Origin of the sequence: Hydrogenoanaerobacterium saccharovorans (genome assembly GCF_016901815.1) — a bacterium.
Lineage (GTDB): Bacteria > Bacillota > Clostridia > Oscillospirales > Ruminococcaceae > Avimicrobium > Avimicrobium caecorum.
The window spans coordinates 35,545-52,904 of sequence record NZ_JACSNR010000005.1 but is presented as its reverse complement, the minus strand read 5'-3'; the positions used below and the strand labels follow the sequence as shown (position 1 = coordinate 52,904).

Here is a 17,360-nt window from a genome sequence, read left to right as displayed (position 1 = left end):
AACTTGGTGCGCCAGAAGGGACTCGAACCCCTGGCCTACTGCTTAGAAGGCAGTTGCTCTATCCAGCTGAGCTACTGGCGCAAAATCGAATCATGGAGCGGGTGATGGGAATCGAACCCACGTAACCAGCTTGGAAGGCTGGAATTCTACCATTGAACTACACCCGCATCATCATCGCTAAGCGACGATATTTATTCTATCAAACAAGGGTTATTTTGTCAATAGAAAAATGCAAAAAGATTCAGATTTTTTCCAATGAATTTACTGTGCGCTTTCGGAGGTGTCCAAATGCACCACCGGAAGGTCAATATGCTTATAAACACTCCACATCCGGATGCCGAATACCACAGCCAATGAGATATAAGTCGCCACCATCTTATCCATAATGGGATAGATGAACCACAGCACAACCGCGCCCGCCAGCGCCGCAGACGCATAGACTTCCTTGCGCAGGACAATCGGTACCCGCTGCAACAGAATATCCCGGATTACACCGCCGCCCACTGCTGTAATCACCGATGCAAAGACAAGCTGAGGCAGATTGTATCCATTGTCCAGCCCTCGGACTCCCGTATCAATAGCAAAGACTGCCAGGCCTATGGCGTCCGCGGTGAGCATGAGCTTACTCCACTTCTCACTCTTGGTGGCAATCGCCAGCAAAGACGCCACAATCACGATCATAATGGTGGTGTAGCTGCTGAAGAAACGCGGAACTCCCACATTCATTACCACATCACGGGTAATACCGCCGCCGCAGGCAGTGGAGAATGCACACACAAAAATTCCGAAAATATCAAGCTCATAGCGGATGGCAAGATATGCACCGGACAGTGCAAATGCAAAAGTACCGATATAATCCATGATACTGATCGTCTGCATACTCATCGGTTCATATCCTCCTCTTCCTTCAAAATCACAAGCGCTGGTTTCTGTGCCATGCTGTGTTCTCCTCCAGATTCGCAGCCCTTCTCTGACTGTATTTTCGCACCATATTTAAGTATACAAGTACAATTCTCCCCTGTCAATTAGCCGGATGTTCTGAAATTCTTCCTTCATTCTGAGCATTCCTCACAATGGATTTTCCATGCAAATACAGCTGTCCGCCCATGCTTTCCCCGGGCATTAAAAATACGGCTGCCATTCCTGACAGCCGTATAAAACCCATTGCTTATTCCTTGGAAGCCAGTTCGATCAGGCGGGTGAACAGGCCCTTGAAGACCGGATAATCCGCATACAGATCCTCCGGATGCCACTGAACGGCATAAACCAGACCGTCCTCGCTCTCCAGAGCCTCGGGAATGCCATCGTTGGTGCTTCCTACGATCCGCAGGCCCTCGCCTACCTTCTTGATTCCCTGATGATGGAACGAGTTGGTATAGATCTCCTTGCCCAGGATCTTGCCCAGCACACTGTTTTCGTCCATTGTCACCTTATGGGTGGGAACATTGCGCAGATCCTGCGACTGGGAATGACAGATGGAACCCGGTACCTGGGACGGAATATCCTGGTACAGACTGCCGCCAAAGGCTACATTCAGCACCTGGAAGCCACGGCAGATTCCGAAGATCGGCTTCTTCTGCTCCCGGGCCAGCCGGATCAGCTCGAAGTCATAGCGGTCCTTGTCACGGTTGATGTAGTTGACCTGCGGCACCGGATCTTCTCCATAATACTCCGGCGCAATATCTTCACCGCCGGGAACCAGCAGTCCGTCGATCATATCCATATATTCTGCGCAGCGGGACGGATCTTCGGTCACCGGGATCAGCACCGGAATGCCGCCTGCATCAATGATTCCCTTTACATATCCCTTCTGGATCATGTAATTGCGGACACTGATGCTCTGAAATACAAAACAAATGAGTCCGATTCTTGGCTTTTTCATACAGTCACCTGCTTTCGCTGTATTGATACCGGGAATTTCCCGGTACTGTGTCTGCTTACCTTTTTATTATATCGGATCAGAAAACAGTTGTAAATATCCCAAAGACAGTTTCTGCCCGGGTACAGCGGACTGTTTTACCGTGCCACCGGTACACCCAGCTGTTCCAGGGCATCCAGTGTATCCTTGGCAGGAGAAGTATTGAACGAATACGCGCTGCCGTCCTTGGCGTGGATGGTCACCCGCATACCGCCATCATAATCGACACTTTCGATCTCGTTCTTCTCCAGAGCGAACTCGTACTTCTCACCAAACTCCCGGGTGTAGACAACCCGCTGGTCTGTGATGTCCAGCACGCCGCGGGGAATCTTGTTCTTGTTCATGTACATACTCTTGCGGAACCATACAATCTCAGTTGCCAGGATCGGGGTTTCTCCCTCCCGCAGTGTGATTTTCGAATCCCGCTTGGTGCTGAAACCGCCGTTCTTTGCGGCCCATATAATGAATACCATAACTGCCACCAGGAACAGTACAATAAAAATCGGAATAAAAAGGATAACGGGCATTGGTTTTAACCTCTCTTCTTTCACAGGAATTCTATGCTTTTCCTCTAAATTTTACCACTCACGACCTGTTTTTACAATCTCTGGATAAAAATTGATTACAAAAAAATATATGCGGACAGCAGAAACCCCTCCCGGACACAGGATATGCATCCGGAAGGGGTTTCAGACAATAATTTTCTTATTGAGCCGCCGAGACAGTTTCCTCGTCCTGGGCGTACTCTTCCAGCGAGCGCTCGAGCCAGCCGCGTCCGTTGACGATCCGGGCAGCGATCATGCCCAGCGCCGTGTCGCCGGTGACATTCACCAGGGTGGCGAAGGGATCGCCCAAGGTGACGATCAGAGCCATAATGGGAATGGTCCAGTTGGGCAGGCCGAAGATCGAAGCAATAACCAGCTGACCCACATAGCCGCCACCCGGGATCGCACCCATGATGGTGGAGCCCACAATAGCCGCCACAATGAGCAGTACGATATTTTTCGGAGTGAACACATCAATGCCGCACAGAGCGCAGACAAAGGTGGCCTGGAGCACCTGCAGGATGCTGGCGCCGTCCTTGTGGAGGTTTGCGCCCATCAGCACACAGAGGTCGGACATATCCTTGGGCAGACCCATCTTCTTGCCGGCGATCATGTTATAGGGCAGGGTCGCCGCTGTGGAACAGGTGCCCAGGGCAGTCAGGCTGGGGGTGACATTGTTCTTCCAGTAGAGCCCTACGGCCTTGCGTCCGCCGCCCAGATAAGCCATGATCGAATGTCCGACGAAGTAGTAGATCAGAATGGCGACCACATAGGTCAGGAAGGAACGGGAAAGGGGTCCCACAATATCCCGGCCATTGGTGCCGATGAGAATGGCAAAATAGAAGCCCAGTCCCAGCGGAGCCAGCTTCATCACAATGCCCACCAGCTTGACCATGACCTCATTGAGTCCTTCCAGCAGAGCGATGACCGGCTTGGCCTTCTCCCCTGCCATCACCACCGCAATACCGGTGAGAATGGCATAGACCACCAGAGCCATCAGATTGGTACGGGACCAGAGCAGCGAGAAGTCGCTGACTGTAAACATTGCCAGAATATCCAGACTGGTGCCGGAGAGATCTACGCTCTCCTGGGCAAACTGGGTCATATCGGTGTTCTTTGCCGGGTCAAACAGAGCGGTGAAGCCCACCATGTAAGCGCTGCATACCACGCCGGTGATCAGGAACAGCACCAGCAGAACAGCCAGTACCTTGCCCAGCTTACGCATATTGTCCATGCTGGCAATGGCATAGACCAGTGAGATAAAGATCATCGGTACAACACAGCAGTACAGCAGATTCAGGAAAATATTGGCCCAGGGTGCCAGGACACTGGCTCCCGGTCCCCAGAACGCACCGATGATTCCGCCCAGAATCATGCACCCCAATAGGATAAACGAGGAGCGGTACGAATCCCAGATTTTTTTCATATATAACCCTTCTTCCTCAATTGGACCGGAACGCTCCGCAAGACCATTCCAGCCGGTAAAATCAGAAGCGGCATTCCATATTTCTGGAAAACCGCCTTTGAATACCCCTACTCTACCACTTTATTTTGATAAAGTCAATGAATTATCACAAGATTTTTGTTTTTTCTGTAAAAACGCTTGATTTTCTACGAGGAACAAATCTCCTGTTCATTCCAGGGGAACAGCTTTCAGAAAAGTGTTTTTATCTGGAGGATTTTTCCGGATCAGCAGAAAAAGTGCTTGATTTTCCCGGCACAGAGGTCTATTCTTAATGAAAACAGAACGGCTGTCACGCCATTCGGAGGCTCTGCCCTGAATGGACCCGGCAGCGGCAAGGAGAGATTGCTATGAAAGAGATCCTGTGCTTTGGCGATTCCAATACCCATGGCTATATGCCCGGACTGGGAACCCGTTATCCCATCGATCAGCGCTGGAGCGGTCTGCTGGGCAAACTGCTGGGCGATGGCTATCATGTTGTGGAGGAGGGTATGGACGGCCGTACCACAGCATTTGAGGACGACCTGCAGCCCTGGCGCAGTGCTCTGGGCTATATCGGCCCCTGTGTAAAGACCCATGCCCCGCTGGACCTGATCATCATCATGCTGGGCACCAATGACTCCAAGACCCGCTATGGGGTTTCCGCTGAGGAGATCGGCTTCGGCATGCAGGAACTGATCCAGCGGATTGAAACCTTCTTCCGCTACAATGCCGGACGGGCCGGCGCCTGCCCGAAGATCCTCATCATCAGCCCGGTTCCCATGCCCCAGACCGGCGGCGACCCGGAATTCAACGCCGAATCGCTGCAGAAGCAGGCCGGACTGGCTGCGGTTTACAAGGCTGTGGCAGAGCAGTATGGCTGTGCCTTCGCGGCGGCAGAGGACTGGATCACCCCGGAACAGCTGGGTGTGGACTTCTGTCACTTCACTCCGGAAGCACACCGCATCTTTGCGGAAAAGACTGCGGAGCTGGTGCATCAGCTGCTGGACTGATCCCTCTATCAGAATATGAAAAAGGCAGGCAAGATTGCCTGCCCTTTTTTATTCCTCCATCTGACGCCCCAGGAACATGGCTGCGGCAGCGATGAGCTTCCGGTCAGCTTCAGAGGGCTGACGGCGGTCCTCCCCGGCGGAGAGGATCACAGCGCCGCAGACATCTCCGGCTGCCAGAATGGGATAGACAGCCACTGCCGGACGGTCATAGCCCTCCACGGCATATACCGGCGAGGACTGGGGATTTTCGAGGATATAGGATTGACGTGACTCCATGATTTCCTCCAGAGCCGGAGCTGCCCGCCGTTCCAGCACTTCCTTCTTGGGAAGCCCGGCAGCGGCGATCACATGGTCCCGGTCACAGATCAGCACCGGGGTAGTGAGCACCTTGCCCAGCACCTCCGCATAGACCCCGGCGAATTCCCCCAGCTCTCCCAGGGGAGAATACTTCTTGAAGATGACCTCTCCGTCATTGTTGGTGAAGATCTCCAGCGGATCTCCCTCCCGGATGCGCATGGTTCTGCGGATCTCCTTGGGGATCACCACTCTGCCCAGATCATCGATCCTCCGTACGATTCCTGTCGCTTTCATACTGTTTCCTCCTGATGTGATTCTATTTTCACTGTTATTTCATTCTTGACTGGTTACGCTGTTAGTATTTACTGCCCTTTGCAAAATATTCCGTCAAAACCAATTCTCATTCAGGAGGCCAGACTGTATTCCGCACCTGTCTTTCCGGGTCATACAAGATAAAATTCCATGCAAAAAATCCCCCTGGAGCCAATAGCTTCAGAGGGATTTTTATCAGGCTGTGCGATCAGACAGTCTGTGCGTCCTTACGGTTGGAGCGCAGGAACATGCCCACCGCCGAGCCGCAGACGATCAGATACCCCAGCAGACTGTACAGATCCGGGATCTGCTGGAACAGGAAGAACCCGAGGATCGCCGAGAACACCACCTGGGAGTAGTCAAAGACCGAGATCTCCCGGGCCGGCGCAAAGGCATAGGCATTGGTGACGCTGAACTGTCCCAGTGCCGCCGAAACACCTGCCAGCAGCAGCATGGCGGTCTGCTGCATGGTCATGGGGTGATAATCGAAGATCAGGAACGGCGCCGCCGTCAGCAGCGAGAAGAGCGAGAATACAAAGACGATCAGCGACTTTTTCACGCCGTATTTACCCAGCAGCCGCAGCATGGTGGAAGCGCCGCCGGCACTGATGCCGCCCAGCAGAGCCACCAGCATGGGGAACAGTTCCCCGCCAGCGCCGGTGGGCTTGATAATCAACAGACAGCCGCAGAAGGTAGCCACAAGCGCCGCAATCTGATAGGGAGCAATGGTCTCCTTGAGCAGGAAATAGCTGAACAGGATCGCAAAGAACGGGCCGACTTTATTGAGCATGGTGGCATCTGCCAGAACCAGATGGTCCACCGCATAGAAGTTGCAGATTACACCGATGGTGCCGAGCAGGGCACGGAAAAAGAGGCTCACCTTGGCGGGGCCGGAAAGGGAAACCGGCTGATGGTCCTTAGCCAGCATGACCACCGCAATCACAACAGCTACCAGATTCCGGAAAAACACCTTCTGCATGGAAGGAACATCGCCGCTGAGCCGGACAAACACGCTCATCAGCGCAAAGAAAAATGCAGAGGACAGAATACACAGAATTCCCTTGTTTCGTGAGGACATAGGCAGTTTTCTTCCTTTCTCTTGTACCGGGATGGAACAGCTTCTCAGAATATACTTTTCTGTATGCTGTTCCACAGATCATTCACTTTTCCTGGAACGGGGGTGCTCCCTTCCTTTCCGCGCGGAATTCAGGCTTGCCTTGTGATCCGAACCATCTCCTCCCTGTCTGGAAGCACCCCGGTCTTCTCTGTAATTATACCAACCATTTCCCATAAATGCAAAGAATTGGTATATAGAAAATAACAGCCGAAGTTTGTTAAAAATCATTGCTATTTTTGCCGTATATTTCCAGCTCATTTCCATCCGGACGCAAAAAATCCCCTCCGGCATAAGGCCGAAGGGGATTTCCATGAAATTGCGCTGTTACCGTTCCTCTCGGAAGTAGTTGAGGCCGCAGCTCTTGGGCTGGGCATGCTCCCGGCTGGAACGCATGCTGGTCACGACCAGCACCAGGATGGTCGCCGCATAGGGCAGCATATCATAGATCTGCGCCGGCAGACCGGGAATGCTCACATACATGCGCATGATGGTGAGTCCGCCGAAGATCAGCGCCACGATCATACCCCGGAACGGGCGCCAGGTGGCAAAGATAACCAGTGCCACTGCCAGCCAGCCATAGCCGCTGACACAGCCATGCACCCACACGCCGGAAGTGGTGACCATGCTCATATACATGCCGCCGATGCCGCAGATTCCACCGCCGATGACGGTGGCTGCGTACTTATAGAGGGTGACATTGATGCCCACCGCATCCGCGGTAGCCGGGTCCTCACCCACTGCCCGGAGGTTGAGTCCCACCCGGGACCGGGCAAAGAACCAGGACATGAGCACAGCCAGCAGAACTGCCAGATAGACCAGCCAGTTATAGCTGAACAGCAGCGAACCGAGCACCGGAAGATCCGAGAGCACCGGGATTCTGAGGCCGGAGAAGGCAGCCTTGGTCACCGAGGACACAGCCACATAGCCGCCGGCCTTCTGGCCGATGTACTCGCCGAAGAAGTTGCCGAAACCGGTACCGAAGATGGTCAGGGTCAGACCGGTTACATTCTGGTTGGCCCGGAGGGAAATGGTGAGGAAGCTGTAAATCAGCGCCCCCAGCATACCAGCCAGCATGGATGTGATCAGGGCGATCACCGCAGAGATCACGCCGCTGGGAGTCCCGCCGGAGGAGAGCACTGCCTGCTCATAGAAATAGGAGCCAGCCAGTCCGGAAATAGCGCCCATGAACATCATGCCCTCAACGCCGAGGTTGAGGTTGCCGGCCCGTTCGGTGAGGATCTCACCCAGAGCGCCCAGCAGAAGCGGAGTACCAGCCAGTACCGCCGCAGGGAACAGACTTCCCAGAATCTCAAGCATGGTGTTCCTCCTTTCTCCGGGGGATCAGTTTATAGGTGATGAAGAACTCACAGCCCAGCATGAAGAACAGGATAATGCCGATGATCAGATCGGATGCCGAGGCCGGGATCTTGAAGTTGGTCTGGATGGTATTGGAACCCCGTTCCAGCATGGCGATAAAGACAGAAACCACCAGCATGCCAAAGGGATTCATCTTGGACAGCCAGGCCACGGTGATGGCAGTAAAGCCCACGCCGCCGGCTGTGCCCTCGGTGAGGGTGTAGTCCGCTCCGGCGAACTGGAGCATACCCACCAGGCCGCAGAGCGCACCGGACAGGAACATGGTGCGGCACATGACACGGCCCACCCGGATGCCGGCATACCGTGCGGTATTGGCACTCTCGCCCACCACAGCGATCTCATAGCCCTGCTTGGTACGGGTGATATAGACATAGGAGACCACCACCAGCACCAGGGCCAGAATCCAGCCCCAGTGTACGCCCAGCACCTTGGTGAGACGGGCGCCCGGAGCCAGCATGGCGATCTTGGGATAGCTGCTGCCCGGAGCCTTCCAGGGGCCGTTCATCAGGTACTTGACAAAGGCCAGAGCGATATAGTTGAGCATCAGGGTGAACAGGGTCTCATTGGTGCCCCACTTTGCCTTGCAGATAGCCGGAAGCAGGCCATACAGGCCGCCCAGGATCATGGAGGAGGCCATCATCAGCAGCACCAGCGGGATCTTCGGGAAGATGGTGGCGGTAAACAGGCCGAACCATCCGGCGGCAATGGCGCCCACCAGGATCTGTCCCTCGGCGCCGATGTTCCAGAACTTCATGCGGAACGCCAGCGAAATGCCAATGGAGGTGATGAGCAGCGGAACTGCGATCTTCACTGTCTCCCGTGCCACTGTGGGGGAACCCCAGGCACCGGAGATCATTGCGCTGTACACGGTGATCGGGTTATGCCCCAGCAGGAGCAGGAGCAGTCCGCCGGTGATCAGTGCCAGCAGAAAGGCTGCCGCCCGGATGCCCCAGGCTGCCCGGGGTGAAATGGAATCCCGCTTCGCCATGCGCAGCAGCGGTTCTTTGGGTTGAGTTGTCATGCCTGCACCTCCTCATCCAGATGCTCCACATGGATCATCAGCAGTCCGATCTCGTCCTTGGTGACCTTGCGGGGGTCCACAATGCCGCTGACCTTGCCGCCGCACATGACCAGAATCCGGTCGCTGAGCTGCATCAGCACATCCAGATCCTCGCCGATAAAGATGACGGCTACGCCCTTTTTCTTCTGTTCATTGAGAAAATCATAGATGCGGTAGGAGGAGTTGATGTCCAGTCCCCGCACCGGATAGGCTACGATCAGCACCGACGGATTGCAGGCGATCTCACGGCCCAGCAGCACCTTCTGCACATTGCCGCCCGAAAGCCGTCCCACCGGGGTATCCACGCCCGGTGTGGCGATTTCCAGTTCGTCGATCATCCGCTCCGCCAGTTCCCGGGGCGATTTGCGGTCCACAAAGATGCCCTTGCCGCTCTTATAGCTGCGCAGCATCACATTGTCGGTCATATCCATGCTGGCAACCAGACCCATACCCAGACGGTCCTCGGGTACAAAGGCCATGGATACGCCCTTCTGCACGATGACATCGGGGCTCATGCCCAGCAGGTTTTCCCGCACCGGCACGCCGTTCTTTTCGCCGGAATAGAGCACGGCGCCGCCAATGGCGGGATAAAGTCCGGCGATGACCTCGCACAGCTCCTTCTGACCGCTGCCGGCAATACCGGCAATGCCCAGGATCTCGCCGCCGTAGGCGTCAAAGGACACATTGTCCAGGGCGGTGACTCCCTCGCCGTTCTGGCAGGTGAGATCCACCACCTGGAGCCGCTTTTCGCCCCGCTCCACCTCCGGACGCTCGATCTCCAGCACGATGGGACGGCCCACCATCATTTCGGTGAGTTCGTCCTGGTTGGTGGTGCCGGTGTCCACAGCGCCGATGTATTCGCCCTTGCGCAGGATCGCCACACGGTCGGAGATGGACAGCACCTCATAGAGCTTATGGGTGATGATGATAATGGACTTGCCGTCCTTTTTCATATTGCGCAGCGCCGCAAAGAGCTTTTCGGTCTCCTGGGGGGTGAGCACCGCGGTGGGCTCATCGAGAATGAGAATATCCGCGCCCCGGTACAGCACCTTGAGGATCTCCACTGTCTGCTTTTCCGAAACAGACATATTGTAGATCTTCTTGGCGGGATCGATCTCAAAGCCATACTTTCCTGCCAGTTCTGCCACCTTGCGCTCCAGCTCCTTGCGGTTGAGCACAGCGCCGCCCGGCAGACCCAGGACAATATTCTCCGCCGCGGTGAGCACATCCACCAGCTTGAAGTGCTGATGGATCATGCCGATACCCAGATCAAAGGCCTCACGGGGCGACCGGATGGATGCGGGCTTGCCATGGATCAGGATCTCGCCATGGTCGGGATAGTAAATGCCCGAGAGCATATTCATCAGGGTTGTCTTGCCGCTGCCGTTCTCCCCCAGCAGAGCCAGGATCTCGCCTTCCCGCAGATCCAGGCTGACATCGTGGTTTGCCACCACTTTGCCGAAGGTTTTGGTGATATGCCGCATCGATACAGCATATTCTGTGGTTTTCTCCAAGGCTCTCCTCCTTTTTCTGCCTGACTGAAAACAAAGCCGTCCTTTCTTACAAAGAACGGCTTTGTTCTGTGTGTATGGGATTTACTCGACAGCGGTGCAGCCTTCTACAATGTACTGCCAGGACGGAGCGGACTGCTCTTCCTGCTCGTGGTAGTAGTCACCCTCGGGGATCTCGATGGTCTGGCCATCCGGGCTTACGCCGGTCAGCGGGCCTGCAAAGACATGCAGTTCTCCAGCCTTGAGCTGCTCGATGGCGGCATCAATAGCCTCCTGAGTACCCTCTGCGGCAATGTTGGTGTTCAGGGGCGACAGGTAAACTGCGCCGTCTGCATAACCCTTGCACCAGTCGGTGGGGATCTCAGTACCGTCGATCACATGCTGAACAGCCTCGGTTACATAGATGCCCCAGTCGATCCGGGCAGAGATCAGGGAAGCCTCAGGAGCTGCCTCGATCATATCGTTGTTGTAGCCTACCTGCCATACGCCATTTTCCTCAGCGGTGGTGGCGGGAGCAGTGGAGTCAGAATGCTGGGAAATCACGTCGCAGCCCCGGTCGATCAGAGCCTTGGCAACCTGGGATTCCACAGTGGGATCATTCCAGGAGTTGGTGTACATGATCTCCATGGTCACATCCGGGTTGACGCTCTTGGCGCCCAGATAGAAAGCAGTGTAGCCGCTGATCACCTCGGCGAACGGGTAAGCCGCCACATAGCCGAGCTTGTTGGTCTCGGTCTTGAGGCCGGCAGCGATACCAGCCAGGTAACGGGCTTCATAGATGGAAGCGAAGTAGTTGTGGAAGTTGGAGAGACCCGACGAAGCTGCCTGATAACCGGTTGCGTGGCAGAACTGGATGTTGGGATACTCAGCTGCTACTTCCTTGACATAGTCCTCATAGCCGAAGCTGGTTGCGAAGATGATGTTGCAGCCCGATTCAGCCAGCTCCCGCAGAGCGGTATCGCACTCAGCACCCTCGGGAACATTGTACTTGCTGATGATCTGATCGTCACGCAAGCCCAGGGCTTCCTGCATCTCCTTGGTGCCCAGCTCATGGTTGTAGGTGTAACCCATATCGCTGGAGTCGGAGATGTAAACAAAGCCTACCTTGATCTCGTCCTTGGAAACGGGAGCGAGCTCTGCCTGGCTGGTGCCCTCGCTGCTGGAGTTATCGCCGGCAGCCGGAGCAGAACAGCCTGTCATCAGGCCTGCGACCATGGCCAGAGCCATGAGCGCACTCAGGATTCTTCTTTTCATCTGTGATTGCCTCCTGTCTTTTGTTTGACCTGCCGCCCATAGTCCGGAGCGGCCCGGATGAAAATAAAAACGCTACCCGAAATAAGAAACCCTGTTCTTTCCCACTCTGGATAGCTTTTACACCTTTATTCTACACTGCCCGATGCGCCTCGTCAAGGCGAAGGTGAAAAAACTGTAAATTATATGACTATTTTGAAAACACCCGCGGATTTTACACAGGCTTCTTGTACAGTTTTCCCACCCGTAACTCTCCGGGCCGGGCCGGTTTCCGGTTCCGGCGCCTGTCCGGAAACCGGTTTTCACCCCGCCGGAACGCATGACCCGCTTTCGCGCGGGGAAATTTACTTATATTAAACATAAAATTCACCTGCCGATTTTCCTGCGTCCCGGAGCATTCCGGAAGATCCTGCACAAAACAGCAGTTTTTGTCAGCAAAACCCACAAAGGCAGGCCCCTGCGCGGCAGATTTTATTGCATTTTGGAAAAATGTTCGGTTTATTAAACTTTTAGTTTACCAACTATTGATTTTCCGGCAAAATATTGTATAATATTCTCGGTTTAGTAAAAATAACTTTGCGGTTTAATATTACTGCACACAGAAAGCGAGGCGTCAATTTGGATATCGGCCATAAAATCAAGCAGCTCCGCATCCAGAAGGGGCTGACCCTGGAAGAGCTGGCCAGCCGAAGCGAGCTGACCAAGGGCTTTCTCTCCCAGACGGAACGCAACCTCACTTCCCCGTCCATTGCCACCCTCAACGATATTGTAGAGGCGCTGGGCACCAGCCTGTCCGAATTCTTCAAGGAGGACAAGGAGGAGCGCATCGTCTTCCGCAAACGGGATTTCTTTGTGGATGAACGGGATCACTGCACGGTGAACTGGATCGTGCCCAATACCCAGAAAAATGAGATGGAACCCATTCTGCTGGAACTGCCCCAGGGCGGGGAATCCTTTGCCATGGACCCCCACAGCGGTGAGGAGTTCGGCTATATCATCGAAGGTTCGGTGGTGCTGATCTCCGGGGAAAAGAGCTATACCCTGCACAAGGGTGAGACCTTCTATCTCTCGGGAAAGAACCGCCACTACCTTAAAAATGAAAAGAAAACCACTGCCAAAGTGCTGTGGATCTCCACCCCGCCTCTGTTCTGAGCGGACTGTTATCCTGACTGCGGAAAAAGAAAGGAGCCTCTTTCTGTATGGAAAAGAAGCTGATCGAATTCAAGAACATCGTCAAGGAATTTGACGGAAAGCTGGTACTCAAGGGTGTCAGCCTGGATATTTATGAAAATGAGTTTGTCACCCTGCTGGGCCCCAGCGGCTGCGGCAAAACCACCCTTCTGCGTATTCTCGGCGGCTTCCTGGAACCCACCGAAGGCCATGTGCTCTTCGATGGACAGGATATCAGCAAGGTACCGCCCTACAAGCGGGAGATCAACACCGTATTCCAGAAATACGCCCTGTTCCCCCACATGAATGTATACAACAACATTGCCTTCGGCCTGAAGATCAAGAAGGAACCCAAGGACATCATCGAGCAGAAGGTAATGCGTATGCTCAAGCTGGTGAACCTGGAGGACTATGCCGACCGCAATGTCACCGAGATGAGCGGCGGTCAGCAGCAGCGTGTCGCCATTGCCCGTGCGCTGGTCAATGAGCCGAGCGTCCTGCTGCTGGACGAACCTCTGGGCGCCCTGGACCACAAGCTGCGTCAGGAGATGCAGCATGAGCTCAAGCGCATCCAGCAGGAAGTGGGCATCACCTTCATCTTTGTAACCCACGACCAGGAAGAGGCCCTGACCATGTCGGACAAGATCGTCGTTATGAAGGAGGGCGAGATCCAGCAGATCGGCTCCCCCACCGACATCTACAACGAACCCGTCAACGAGTATGTAGCCAACTTCATCGGCGAGAGCAACATCATTGACGGCGTCATGCTCGAGGACTACAAGGTCATGTTTGAGGACAAGGTCTTTGACTGTGTGGACTTCGGATTTGACAAGAATGAGGCAGTGGATGTGGTAATCCGTCCCGAGGACCTGGACATCGTTCCCCGCACCGAAGGGAAGCTCCGGGGCATTGTCAAGAGCGTACTGTTCAAGGGCGTTCACTACGAAACCGTGGTGGAGACCAAGCTGGGTACCGCCATCACCGTCAAGATGGTGGTAAAGAACGGCAAGCCGGTCTTCAATGCCGAGGCCAATGAGAAGATGTCCGCCAACGACTTCTATCTGGACACCGCCGACGTGGATGAGCTGGATGCCGCCACCATCATTGCCCGTGCCGACGCCCAGGCCTGGAACCCCGACACCGATGAATTCGTATCCATCAAGGATGTGGTCTACCAGATCAAGAAGGAAAACGGTACCTATCCGGTTACCTTCTCCACCGCAGCCGGCACCTCGGTCACTGTCAACATGATCGTCAAGGACGAAAACCGTGTTGCCAACAAGGAGTACGAAGAGGAGATCTTCGCGGTGAACTTCTTCAAGAACGCCGATGAGATCACCGAATCCATCGCTCTGGATACCGACCTCAAGACCTGGGCCAATGCCTCGGCCTGGAGCCTGGAGGACGGCAAGGCTGTGGAGATCACCAATGTCCACTATGACTTCGATCCCGAGACCATCACTCCCGGCGTCTATGATGTGACCTTCTCCACCGAGGGTTATGAATACAAGGTGGACACCACCGACAAGTATGAGGTGGGCGACATCGTGGGACTTTCCTTCCAGCCGGAGGATATCCACATCATGTCCAAGAACTAAGGGGGCGTGACCGATGAAACAATTCCGCAATATGGTCTACCCCTATGTGGCGTGGATCGCTGTGATGATCGTAGCCCCCATGCTGATGATCGTGCTCTATGCCTTCACCACCGCCGGCAACGATGTCACTACCATTCGCTTTACCCTCGATAACTTCGCCCGGTTCTTCAGTGACCAGGTCTTTCTGGATGTGCTGTGGCGTTCGCTGTTCATTGCGGTGATCACCACCATCATCTGTGTGCTGGTGGGCTATCCCATCGCCTATGCCATTGCCCAGCGCTCGGAAAAGAGCAATATGTTCTGGGTACTGGTGATCACCATGCCCACCTGGATCAATATGATGGTGCGCACCTACGCCTGGGTGGGTATCCTTCAGGACGGCGGCCTCATCAACAGCCTGCTGGGGCCGTTCGGCATCGGGCCGTTCAAGATGATGTACACCACCTTCGCTGTGGTGCTGGGTATGGTCTACAACTTTATCCCGTTCATGATCCTGCAGATCCATACCTCCCTCACCAAGATGGACAAGAGCTATCTGGAGGCCGCAGCCGATCTGGGCGCCAACAAGGTGCAGAGCTTCCTGCGGGTCACCCTCCCGCTGAGCCTGCCCGGTGTCCTCAGCGGCATCACCCTGGTGTTCCTGCCGGCAGTATCCAGCTTCTTTATCCCCAAGCTGCTGGGCGGCGGTCAGTATGTGCTCATCGGCAATGTCATCGAAACCCAGTTCCTCACCAGCGGCGACTGGAACTTCGGCAGTGCCATCTCGCTGATTATGGCGGTCATCATCATGATTTCCATGTATATCACCCGCAAGGTGGATACCGACCCCGCTGCCCGCGGAAAGGAGGACTGAGCATATGCAGAAACAAAAACATTCCCTGGCTTCCAAGCTCCTGCTGGGCCTGACGGTCCTGTTCTTCTATCTGCCCATTATCTATATCGTTGTCTTTTCCTTCAACGATTCCCGCTCCCTTACCCACTTCAGCGGCTTCTCCCTCCAGTGGTATGAGAAGATGTTCTCTGACCGTACCATGATGGAAGCGGTGGGCTATACCATTTTTGTGGCTGTGGTGGCTACCATCGTCTCCACCATCGTGGGCACCCTGGCTGCCATCGGTCTCTCCCGTTCCCGCAAGCTGCTGCGCAATGTGGTGGAACAGGTCAACAACCTCCCGGTGATGAACCCGGAGATCGTCACCGCCATCGGACTGCTGATGTTCTTCAGCTCTCTGGGCGTCAACAAGGGCCTGACTACCATGCTGCTGGCCCATATCATGTTCTGTACCCCCTATGTGATCCTGTCGGTCACCCCGAAGCTGCGGTCCCTGGACCCCAACCTCGCCGATGCCGCCCTGGATCTGGGTGCTACTCCGCTGCAGGCCCTGACCAAGGTCATTGTGCCGCAGATCATGCCGGGTATCGTTTCCGGTGCGCTGATTGCTTTCACCATGAGCTTCGATGACTTTGTAATTTCCTACTTTGTCACCGGCAATGGTGTAAACAATATATCCATTCTGGTCTACACCATGAGCAAGCGTGTGAATCCGTCCATCAATGCCCTGTCCACCCTGGTCATCGCACTGATTACGGTTGTGCTGATCATTGTGAATGTAGTACCGATTATCAAAGAAAAAAGGAGAACAAAAGCATGAAAAAACTGATTGCCATGATGCTGGCTGGTGCCATGCTGTTTGCCGCTACCGGCTGCAGCAGCGACAACGGCGGCAGCACCGAAGATGCCGTAGCCAAGTACGGTTCCGACACCCTCAAGCTCTATAACTGGGGCGAGTATATGGGCGAAAATCTGATCTCGGATTTCGAAAAGGAATTCGGTGTCAAGGTTATCGTGGAGTACTTCGATTCCAACGAGATGATGTACACCAAGCTCCAGGGCGGCGATTCCTATGATGTGCTGGTTCCCTCGGATTATATGATCGAGCGCCTGATCAGTGAAGGTATGCTCCAGGAGCTGGATCTCTCCAAGATCCCCAACATCGCAAACCTGGCTGAAGGCGTCAAGAACCTCCCCTATGACCCGGACAACACCTACTCGGTTCCCTACTTCTGGGGCAATGTGGGTATCGTTTACAACCACAACAATGTAGATCCCGCTGATGTAGAGGCTGAGGGCTGGAATATCCTCAAGGATACCAAGTATGCCGGTCACATCTACATGTACGACTCGGAGCGTGATGCCTTCATGACCGCATTCAAGGCTCTGGGCTACTCGATGAACACCGAGAACGAGGACGAGATCCAGGCTGCCTATGAGTGGCTGCTGGAGATGAACAACACCATGGAGCCTGTCTATGTAACCGATGAGGTCATCGACGGCATGGCAAACGGCAACAAGGACATTGCTGTGATGTACTCGGGCGATGCTGCCTATGTGCTGGACACCAATGAGGACATGAGCTACTGGATGCCCACTGAAGGCACCAACCTGTGGAGCGATGCCATGGTAATCCCCGCCAACGCTGAGAACCCGGCTCTGGCTCATGAGTTCATCAACTATGTGCTGAGCTATGATGCCTCCTATGGCAACTCGGAATATGTAGGCTATGCTTCCTCCAACCAGGAAGTTCTGGACACCCTGAGCGGTGAGGGCGGCTACTACGAGAACAACGAAGCTTACCTGCCCCGTTCCGGCTATGAGAAGGACGAGGTCTTCCACGACAACCAGACTCTGAAGAAGATTCTCTCGGAGCTGTGGATCAAGGTCAAGGCTTCCAAGGCATAACCCCTGAATC

Annotated in this window: 16 protein-coding genes, 2 tRNA genes and 1 pseudogene; 7 read left to right on the top strand and 12 right to left on the bottom strand. The window is 54.7% G+C overall.

What is annotated here, in order from left to right:
* Positions 1-4: 4 nt before the first annotated feature.
* The 6 genes from H9X81_RS05945 to H9X81_RS05920 all read right to left on the bottom strand — a co-directional run bounded on the left by H9X81_RS05945 (position 5) and on the right by H9X81_RS05920 (position 3,889).
* Positions 5-81: transfer RNA gene (locus tag H9X81_RS05945), tRNA-Arg, on the bottom strand.
* A gap of 12 nt (positions 82-93) precedes the next feature.
* Positions 94-167, bottom strand: a tRNA-Gly gene (locus H9X81_RS05940).
* A gap of 94 nt (positions 168-261) precedes the next feature.
* A complete protein-coding gene (locus H9X81_RS05935) occupies positions 262-885 on the bottom strand; it encodes a trimeric intracellular cation channel family protein (protein WP_204720530.1) in 624 nt (207 codons plus the stop codon).
* Between the two features lie 283 nt (positions 886-1,168).
* Positions 1,169-1,882: a gamma-glutamyl-gamma-aminobutyrate hydrolase family protein gene (locus tag H9X81_RS05930; RefSeq protein WP_191391924.1), complete on the bottom strand. Its 714-nt coding sequence runs from the start codon at positions 1,880-1,882 to the stop codon at positions 1,169-1,171.
* Between the two features lie 134 nt (positions 1,883-2,016).
* Positions 2,017-2,445: a hypothetical protein gene (locus H9X81_RS05925; protein WP_204720528.1), complete on the bottom strand. Its 429-nt coding sequence runs from the start codon at positions 2,443-2,445 to the stop codon at positions 2,017-2,019.
* A 178-nt stretch (positions 2,446-2,623) separates the two neighbouring features.
* The gene (locus tag H9X81_RS05920; RefSeq protein WP_204720526.1) at positions 2,624-3,889 is read right to left on the bottom strand and encodes a dicarboxylate/amino acid:cation symporter; all 1,266 of its coding nucleotides are present in this window, start codon (positions 3,887-3,889) and stop codon (positions 2,624-2,626) included.
* A gap of 386 nt (positions 3,890-4,275) precedes the next feature.
* Between H9X81_RS05920 and H9X81_RS05915 the strand changes: the two genes are divergently transcribed.
* On the top strand, positions 4,276-4,917 hold the full coding sequence (locus H9X81_RS05915) for a GDSL-type esterase/lipase family protein (protein ID WP_191391921.1): 642 nt from the start codon (positions 4,276-4,278) through the stop codon (positions 4,915-4,917).
* 48 nt (positions 4,918-4,965) lie between these two features.
* Here H9X81_RS05915 and H9X81_RS05910 read toward each other — a convergent pair whose 3' ends face one another.
* The 6 genes from H9X81_RS05910 to H9X81_RS05885 form a co-directional block, all read right to left on the bottom strand.
* Positions 4,966-5,508, bottom strand: a complete 543-nt coding sequence (locus H9X81_RS05910) for a stage V sporulation T C-terminal domain-containing protein (RefSeq protein WP_204720524.1) — start codon at positions 5,506-5,508, stop codon at positions 4,966-4,968.
* A gap of 226 nt (positions 5,509-5,734) precedes the next feature.
* Positions 5,735-6,604: a DMT family transporter gene (locus H9X81_RS05905; RefSeq protein ID WP_204720522.1), complete on the bottom strand. Its 870-nt coding sequence runs from the start codon at positions 6,602-6,604 to the stop codon at positions 5,735-5,737.
* A 363-nt stretch (positions 6,605-6,967) separates the two neighbouring features.
* Entirely contained in the window at positions 6,968-7,960 is a 993-nt protein-coding gene (locus H9X81_RS05900; protein ID WP_177502507.1) for an ABC transporter permease, read from the bottom strand.
* A complete protein-coding gene (locus tag H9X81_RS05895) occupies positions 7,953-9,041 on the bottom strand; it encodes an ABC transporter permease (RefSeq protein ID WP_177502506.1) in 1,089 nt (362 codons plus the stop codon). Before H9X81_RS05895 ends, H9X81_RS05900 begins: the two co-directional genes overlap by 8 nt.
* Positions 9,038-10,564, bottom strand: a complete 1,527-nt coding sequence (locus H9X81_RS05890; RefSeq protein ID WP_191391926.1) for an ABC transporter ATP-binding protein — start codon at positions 10,562-10,564, stop codon at positions 9,038-9,040. The genes H9X81_RS05895 and H9X81_RS05890 overlap by 4 nt, the downstream gene beginning before the upstream one ends.
* Positions 10,565-10,675: 111 nt before the next feature.
* Positions 10,676-11,845 carry a BMP family ABC transporter substrate-binding protein gene (locus H9X81_RS05885; protein ID WP_204720520.1) on the bottom strand — a complete coding sequence of 390 codons (1,170 nt, stop codon included), beginning with the start codon at positions 11,843-11,845 and terminating at the stop codon, positions 10,676-10,678.
* Between the two features lie 316 nt (positions 11,846-12,161).
* Here H9X81_RS05885 and H9X81_RS05880 point away from each other — a divergent pair, with 316 nt between their 5' ends.
* The 6 genes and pseudogenes from H9X81_RS05880 to H9X81_RS11805 all read left to right on the top strand — a co-directional run bounded on the left by H9X81_RS05880 (position 12,162) and on the right by H9X81_RS11805 (position 17,350).
* Complete coding sequence (locus H9X81_RS05880; RefSeq protein WP_204720518.1) at positions 12,162-12,347, top strand: hypothetical protein; 186 nt, start codon at positions 12,162-12,164, stop codon at positions 12,345-12,347.
* Between the two features lie 113 nt (positions 12,348-12,460).
* Positions 12,461-12,994: a helix-turn-helix domain-containing protein gene (locus tag H9X81_RS05875; protein WP_191391917.1), complete on the top strand. Its 534-nt coding sequence runs from the start codon at positions 12,461-12,463 to the stop codon at positions 12,992-12,994.
* 47 nt (positions 12,995-13,041) lie between these two features.
* Positions 13,042-14,052 (top strand): annotated as a pseudogene (locus H9X81_RS12080) (ABC transporter ATP-binding protein); the annotation flags it as partial.
* Between the two features lie 571 nt (positions 14,053-14,623).
* Positions 14,624-15,463 carry an ABC transporter permease gene (locus H9X81_RS05865; RefSeq protein WP_204720514.1) on the top strand — a complete coding sequence of 280 codons (840 nt, stop codon included), beginning with the start codon at positions 14,624-14,626 and terminating at the stop codon, positions 15,461-15,463.
* Positions 15,464-15,467: 4 nt separating this feature from the next.
* Positions 15,468-16,262: an ABC transporter permease gene (locus H9X81_RS11810; RefSeq protein WP_243424041.1), complete on the top strand. Its 795-nt coding sequence runs from the start codon at positions 15,468-15,470 to the stop codon at positions 16,260-16,262.
* Entirely contained in the window at positions 16,259-17,350 is a 1,092-nt protein-coding gene (locus H9X81_RS11805) for an ABC transporter substrate-binding protein (RefSeq protein ID WP_191391915.1), read from the top strand. The genes H9X81_RS11810 and H9X81_RS11805 overlap by 4 nt, the downstream gene beginning before the upstream one ends.
* Positions 17,351-17,360: the final 10 nt, after the last annotated feature.

Coding starts and splice junctions, on each gene's coding strand:
- H9X81_RS05930 (WP_191391924.1), bottom strand. CDS start 1,882: ATGAAAAAGCCAAGAATCGGACTCATTTGTTTTGTATTTCAGAGCATC.
- H9X81_RS05920 (WP_204720526.1), bottom strand. CDS start 3,889: ATGAAAAAAATCTGGGATTCGTACCGCTCCTCGTTTATCCTATTGGGG.
- H9X81_RS05895 (WP_177502506.1), bottom strand. CDS start 9,041: ATGACAACTCAACCCAAAGAACCGCTGCTGCGCATGGCGAAGCGGGAT.
- H9X81_RS11810 (WP_243424041.1), top strand. CDS start 15,468: ATGCAGAAACAAAAACATTCCCTGGCTTCCAAGCTCCTGCTGGGCCTG.
- H9X81_RS05905 (WP_204720522.1), bottom strand. CDS start 6,604: ATGTCCTCACGAAACAAGGGAATTCTGTGTATTCTGTCCTCTGCATTT.
- H9X81_RS05865 (WP_204720514.1), top strand. CDS start 14,624: ATGAAACAATTCCGCAATATGGTCTACCCCTATGTGGCGTGGATCGCT.
- H9X81_RS05910 (WP_204720524.1), bottom strand. CDS start 5,508: ATGAAAGCGACAGGAATCGTACGGAGGATCGATGATCTGGGCAGAGTG.
- H9X81_RS11805 (WP_191391915.1), top strand. CDS start 16,259: ATGAAAAAACTGATTGCCATGATGCTGGCTGGTGCCATGCTGTTTGCC.
- H9X81_RS05935 (WP_204720530.1), bottom strand. CDS start 885: ATGAGTATGCAGACGATCAGTATCATGGATTATATCGGTACTTTTGCA.
- H9X81_RS05915 (WP_191391921.1), top strand. CDS start 4,276: ATGAAAGAGATCCTGTGCTTTGGCGATTCCAATACCCATGGCTATATG.
- H9X81_RS05890 (WP_191391926.1), bottom strand. CDS start 10,564: ATGCGGCATATCACCAAAACCTTCGGCAAAGTGGTGGCAAACCACGAT.
- H9X81_RS05900 (WP_177502507.1), bottom strand. CDS start 7,960: ATGCTTGAGATTCTGGGAAGTCTGTTCCCTGCGGCGGTACTGGCTGGT.
- H9X81_RS05880 (WP_204720518.1), top strand. CDS start 12,162: ATGACCCGCTTTCGCGCGGGGAAATTTACTTATATTAAACATAAAATT.
- H9X81_RS05885 (WP_204720520.1), bottom strand. CDS start 11,845: ATGAAAAGAAGAATCCTGAGTGCGCTCATGGCTCTGGCCATGGTCGCA.
- H9X81_RS05925 (WP_204720528.1), bottom strand. CDS start 2,445: ATGCCCGTTATCCTTTTTATTCCGATTTTTATTGTACTGTTCCTGGTG.